At 72.5% G+C, this 5808-nt stretch carries 5 protein-coding genes; 4 read left to right on the forward strand and 1 reads right to left on the reverse strand.

What is annotated here, in order from left to right; all coding sequences use genetic code 11:
* Positions 1–147: 147 nt before the first annotated feature.
* Complete coding sequence (locus tag ABZ885_RS34030; RefSeq protein ID WP_360197436.1) at positions 148–1221, reverse strand: LacI family DNA-binding transcriptional regulator; 1074 nt, start codon at positions 1219–1221, stop codon at positions 148–150.
* Positions 1222–1360: 139 nt separating this feature from the next.
* Here ABZ885_RS34030 and ABZ885_RS34035 point away from each other — a divergent pair, with 139 nt between their 5' ends.
* The 4 genes from ABZ885_RS34035 to ABZ885_RS34050 form a co-directional block, all read left to right on the forward strand.
* On the forward strand, positions 1361–2647 hold the full coding sequence (locus ABZ885_RS34035; RefSeq protein ID WP_360197439.1) for a sugar ABC transporter substrate-binding protein: 1287 nt from the start codon (positions 1361–1363) through the stop codon (positions 2645–2647).
* A 117-nt stretch (positions 2648–2764) separates the two neighbouring features.
* Complete coding sequence (locus tag ABZ885_RS34040) at positions 2765–3637, forward strand: sugar ABC transporter permease (RefSeq protein WP_360197442.1); 873 nt, start codon at positions 2765–2767, stop codon at positions 3635–3637.
* Between the two features lie 111 nt (positions 3638–3748).
* Complete coding sequence (locus ABZ885_RS34045) at positions 3749–4549, forward strand: carbohydrate ABC transporter permease (RefSeq protein WP_360197448.1); 801 nt, start codon at positions 3749–3751, stop codon at positions 4547–4549.
* Positions 4550–4618: 69 nt separating this feature from the next.
* Positions 4619–5808 (forward strand): glycosyl hydrolase (locus ABZ885_RS34050; protein ID WP_360197445.1); only part of this gene is annotated, 1190 nt, incomplete at its 3' end.

A 5808-nucleotide genomic window follows, 5' to 3' on the forward strand; every position in this document is an offset into this window, starting at 1 on the left:
GCCGGCCGTACACCGCCGGGCGCGCTGGACCCGGGCGCACGGCGTGACCCCGGCGCCTCCCGGCGGCGTCACGACGGGTGTCCCGGGCTGCTCGCCGGTGCCCGCCCGTGGTGGCGCGCCGAGCGGGGCCCGCTCGGCGCTGCGAGGCTAAACCGGTTCAGGCCGGCTGTCAACGGTCGGCGCAAGAGCCACCCCGGCGGCTGAACCGCCCGGCGGCGAGGTGGACTCGCGCACCGTGAGCCGCGGCGTCGGCATCTGCAGGTCGCGGCCCGGGCCGGCCCCGTCGATCACCGCGAGCAGGCTCCGGGCGACCTGCTCGCCCAGCGCGAAGGTGTCCCGGCTGAGCGCGGTCAGCGGCGGGTGGACGATCCGGGCGAGCACGGAGTCGTCGAAGGAGACGATGGACAGCTCGCCGGGCACTGCGACGCCCATCTCGCCGGCCACCCCGAGGCCGGCCACCGCCATCACGTCGGAGTCGTAGACGATCGCGGTGGGCCGCCGGGGCCGCGAGAGCAGGGTGCGGGTGGCGGCCGCGCCCTCGGCGTCGCTGAAGTCGGTGGGCACCGAGACCGCCTCCTCCAGCCCGAGCCGGCGGGAGGCGTCGCGCAGCGCGCGGATCCGGCGCTGGGTGTGCTGGAAGTGCGGCAGGCCGGCCAGGTGCGCGATCCGGCGGTGGCCGATCGCCGCCAGGTAGTCGACGATCGAGAGCATCGCCTCCCGGTCGTCGGCCCAGATCCGCAGCGGGCCGCCGCCCTTGCCCGGGCCGCCCAGCACCACGGCGGGCAGCGCGAGTTCCTCCAGGACCTCCAGCCGCGGGTCGCGGACCTGCAGGTCGACCACGATGAAGCCGTCGACCCGGTGCTCGGAGGCCCACCGCCGGTAGACCCCGATCTCGGCGGCGGTGTCCTCGACCACCATCAGGTGCAGCGCGACCGAGTGGGCGGACAGCACGCCCTGCAGGCCGGAGAGCAGCTGGCTGAAGAACGGCTCGACGCCGATGGTGCGGGCCGGGCGGGCGATCACCAGGCCGACCGCGTCGGCGCGGGCTCCGCCCAGGGCGCGGGCGGCGCTGTGCGGCCGCCAGTTCATCTCCTCGGCGACCCGCAGGATCCGGGCCCTGGTCGCCTCGCTCACCCCGGGGCGCCCGTTGAGCGCGAAGGACACCGCGCCCTTGGAGACACCGGCCTGGCGGGCGATGTCGGCGATGGTCGGTCTGCCCACGGAACCCGGCTCCTCTCTTGACATCCAAGTTTAGGCGGGAGCATAGTCCCTGCCAGAGCTAGACCGGTTTAGTACACCAGCCTGAAAGAACCCAGCACGGCACATCCCCCACCCCACCCCCCTGGACCGGGAGACCCTCATGCGGAGAATCTGGGCGGCACTCACGACGGCGGCGGTCGCCACCACCGTGCTCACCGGCTGCGGACTCGGCTCCGACGCCAAGAGCGACGACAGCGCGGCGAGTGCGGCCGCCACCGGCGAGGTCAAGGGCAAGGTCTCGCTCCAGACCTGGGCGCTCAAGCCGAAGTTCACCGACTACGTGCAGGGCGTGATCGACGGATTCAAACAGAAGTACCCGGGCGTCGAGGTCGAATGGCTCGACCAGCCCGGCGACGGCTACTCGGACAAGGTGCTCAGCCAGGCCGCGGCCGGCACCCTCCCGGACGTGGTCAACCTCCCGCCGGACTTCGCCCTCCCGCTGGCCAAGCAGAACCTGCTGCTGGACGTCGCCAAGGCGGACCCGAAGCTCGCCGACGAGTACGTGGCCGGCGGCATCGACGCCTACCGCTTCACCGGCCAGGACGGCACCTTCGGCTACCCGTGGTACCTCAACACCGACGTCAACTACTGGAACGCGGAGCTGCTGGCCAAGAACGGCCTGGACCCGAAGGCCCTCCCCGGCAACCTGGACGAACTCATCGCCCAGGCCCGGATGTTCAAGGAGAAGTCCGGCGGCTCGGTCTACCTGATGAGCCGCAAGCCCGGCCTCGGCGACCTGGTCAACGCCGGTGTCAGGGTGATGGCCGACGACGGCAGGTCCTTCACCTTCAACACCCCCGAGGCCGCCGCCCTGCTCGACAAGTACCGGGACGCGTTCAAGGAGGGCCTGCTCCCGAAGGACGTGCTGACCGACACCTACGCCGGAAACTCCAAGCTGCTCAACGCCGGTACGGCCGCCTGGACCACCGGCGGCGCCAACTTCATCACCACCCTCGCCACCGACAACCCCACCCTCGCCCCGAAGATCGTCTCCTCCCCCGCGATGGGCACCCCGCCGCTCTACGTGCAGGGCCTGTCCATCCCGAAGAGCAGCAAGAACCCGGCCGCCGCGGTGGCCCTGGCCCGCTGGGTCACCAGCCCCGAGAACCAGGCCAAGTTCGCCCACCTGACCAGCATCTTCCCGTCCACCAAGGCGTCCGCGAACGACCCGTTCTTCAGCCGGAGCGACGGCACCAACGCCGGTGACGCCAAGGTCGTCGCCTTCACCTCGCTGGCCAAGGCGAAGATCCTCCAGCCCGTCCAGGTCGACGACGCGATGAGCACCGTCATCAAGCAGCAGATCGCCCTGGCGATCAGCGGCGACACGAGCTCCAAGCAGGCCCTGGACACCGCGGTCGAGCGCTGCAACCAGCTGCTCAAGGGCTGACCCGGATCCTCCCGGCACCGGCGGAGCGGCCGGGCCCGCACCGGAGCCCGTCCCGCGGACGGACCCCCGGGGCCCGCCGCCCACCGGGAACGACCTCCCAGGAAGGCAAGGCACGGCATGACCCACCGGCGTTGGTTCACCCCCTGGCTGCTCGCCGGGCCCGCGATCGTCTGGCTGGCCGTCTTCAACCTCTGGCCCGCCGCCAACACGGTGATCCTGTCGTTCACCAACGCCAAGCCCCTGGGCGGCGGGCGGTTCACCGGCCTCGCGAACTACGAACGCATCCTCGACGACGACCAGTTGGCCGACGCCCTGCTCAACAGCATCGTCTACCTGCTGGTCTGCCTGCCCCTGCTGACCGTCCTGCCCCTGCTGCTCGCCCTGCTGGTCCAGCGGAGGATCCCGGGCATCACCTTCTTCCGCACCGCCTTCTACACCCCGGTGGTCGCCTCCGCCGTCGTGGTGGCGCTGATCTGGGGCTGGGTGCTGGACGACCGCGGGCTGGTCAACGGCGTGCTCCGGCAGACCGGTCTGGCCGACTCCCCGGTCCCCTTCCTCACCGACCGCTGGCTGCTGCTGCTCAGCGCGATCGCCCTGACCACCTGGAAGGGGCTCGGCTACTACATGGTGATCTACCTGTCCGCACTGGCCAACGTCGGCCGCGAGCTGCACGAGGCCGCCGCCGTGGACGGGGCGGGCGCCGTCCGCCGGTTCTGGCACGTCACCCTGCCCGGGGTGCGGCCCACCGTGCTGCTGGTCTCCGTGCTGATCTCGGTCTCCTCGCTGCGCGTCTTCTCCGAGCTGTACGTGCTCTCCAACGGCACCGGCGGCCCCGGCGGCCGGGACATGTCCGTGGTGATGCTGATCCAGATGTACGGCCGCGGCTTCACCGGCCACCTCGGCTACGCCTCCGCGCTCAGCCTGATGCTGTTCGTCATCACCCTCGGCCCGATGCTGCTGCTGACGCGGCTCAACCGGAAGGCGGCCTGACCCGTGACCCCGACCGCCGCCCCGGCCCGGCCCGCCGTACCGGCGCCGGCCACCGCACCGCGCCGGCGCCGCACCCGCGGCTTCAACACCGCCACCCCCGCCCAGGCCGCGCTGCGCTACCTGCTCCTGCTGCTCGTCCTGGTCCTCGTCCTCGGCCCGTTCCTCTGGCAGCTCTCCACCTCCCTCAAGGGCCCCGGCGAGGACGTCTACACCAGCACCCCGCGGTTCGTCCCGGAGGACCTCACCTTCTCCAACTACGCGAAGGTCGCCGAGACCATCCCGGTCTGGACCTACGCGGCCAACTCGCTGGTCGTCGCCGCGATCGCGGTGCTCGGCAACGTGGTCGGCTGCACCCTGGCCGGCTACGCCCTCGCCAAGCTGCGCTTCCGCGGGGCCAGGCTGGTCCTCGGCCTCTTCCTGGCCACCCTGGTGCTGCCCGGCGAGGCCACCGTGGTCTCCCAGTACGTGACCGTGCGCAGCCTCGGCCTGGCCGACACGCTGGCCGGCGTCGCCCTGCCCGGCGCGCTCGCCATGCTCAACGTGCTGCTGATGCGCACCGCGTTCGCCGCCGTGCCGCCCGAGCTGGACCAGGCGGCCCTGGTGGACGGCGCCAACGTCTGGCAGCGCCTGTGGCACGTCGGCCTGCCGAACGTGCGGGGCATGCTCAGCGTGATCGTCATCTTCACCTTCATCGGCGCCTGGGACGACTTCCTGTGGCCGCTGATCGTACTCACCGACCCGCAGAAGTACACCCTCACCGTCGGCCTCCAGTACCTCAACGGCACCTTCAGCGCCAACCCCCGGCTGATCGCCGCCGGGACGATGATCGCCTTCCTGCCGGTCGTCGTGGTGTTCGCCGTCTGCCAGCGCTTCTTCTTCAGGGGCGTCGAGGAGGGAGCCGTCAAGGGCTGACCGGTCCCGCCCTTCCCAGTCCCGTCGCCGCAGCCGCGACGGCCGCACCCACCGAGGGAGCAGCGAGCAATGACCGCCGCCCAGGACACCCGCGCCCAGGCGCCCCGCTTCGGCGTCAACTACACCCCGACCGCCGGCTGGTTCCACCACTGGCTCGACTTCGACCTCGACGCCGTCCGCGCCGACCTCGACTCGGTCGCGGGGCTCGGCCTGGACCACGTCCGGGTCTTCCCGCTGTGGCCGGTGTTCCAGCCGAACCGCACCCTGATCCGCCCGCGCGCCGTCGAACAGCTCGCCGCCCTGGTGGACGCCGCCGGCGAGCGCGGGCTGGACGTCGCCGTCGACGGCCTCCAGGGCCACCTGTCCAGCTTCGACTTCCAGCCCGCCTGGACGCAGACCTGGCACCGGCGGAACATGTTCACCGACCCGGACGTGCTGGACGGCCAGGCCGCCTACCTGCGCACGCTGGCCGCGGCCCTGCACGGGCGCGCCAACTTCCTCGGGATGACGGTCGGCAACGAGGTCAACCAGTTCTCCGGCGAGCCGCACCCCGACCCGGACCGGGCCGACCCCGGGCAGGTCGACGCCTGGCTGCGCCGGATGCTCGCCGCCTGCGAGCAGGGCGCGCCCGGCCGGCTCCACCTGCACGCCTCCTACGACGCCGCCTGGTACCTGGACGAGCACCCGTTCACCCCCTGGCACTCGGCCCGGATCGGCGCCGCCACCGCCGTGCACTCCTGGGTGTTCAACGGCACCGCGCAGCGCTACGGCGCGCACTCCACCGCCACCGCGCAGCACGCCGCGTACCTGGTCGAGCTCGCCAAGGCCTGGGCGGACGACCCGCACCGCCCGGTGTGGCTGCAGGAGGTCGGCGCGCCGGCCCCGCACATCACCGCCGGGGACGCCGCCCGGTTCACCGGGGACACCGTGGCCGCCGTGCTGGACTGCCCGGACCTGTGGGGTGTCACCTGGTGGTGCTCGCACGACGTGGACCGCTCGCTGGCGGACTTCCCCGAGCTGGAGTACAGCCTCGGCGTGCTCACCACGGACCGCCGGGTGAAGCCGGCCGGCGCCCGGCTCGCCGCCGCCGTCCGGGAGGTACGGGCCGGCTGGCGGCCGCCCCGGCCGCGCACCACCGCCGTGGTGGTCGCCACCGGTGACGAGGTCACCGCGCCCACGCACGAGATCAACGACGTCGCCTTCGTCGGCGTGGTCCACCCCGAGCACGGCCCCGGCTTCGACCTCTGGGTCGGCGGCGG

Source organism: Kitasatospora sp. NPDC047058 (assembly GCF_040643935.1).
Taxonomy (GTDB): Bacteria; Actinomycetota; Actinomycetes; order Streptomycetales; family Streptomycetaceae; genus Kitasatospora.

Bases quoted from the DNA above. Each gene is read 5' to 3' on its own strand.
- ABZ885_RS34035 (WP_360197439.1), top strand. From the start codon at position 1,361: ATGCGGAGAATCTGGGCGGCACTCACGACGGCGGCGGTCGCCACCACC.
- ABZ885_RS34040 (WP_360197442.1), top strand. From the start codon at position 2,765: ATGACCCACCGGCGTTGGTTCACCCCCTGGCTGCTCGCCGGGCCCGCG.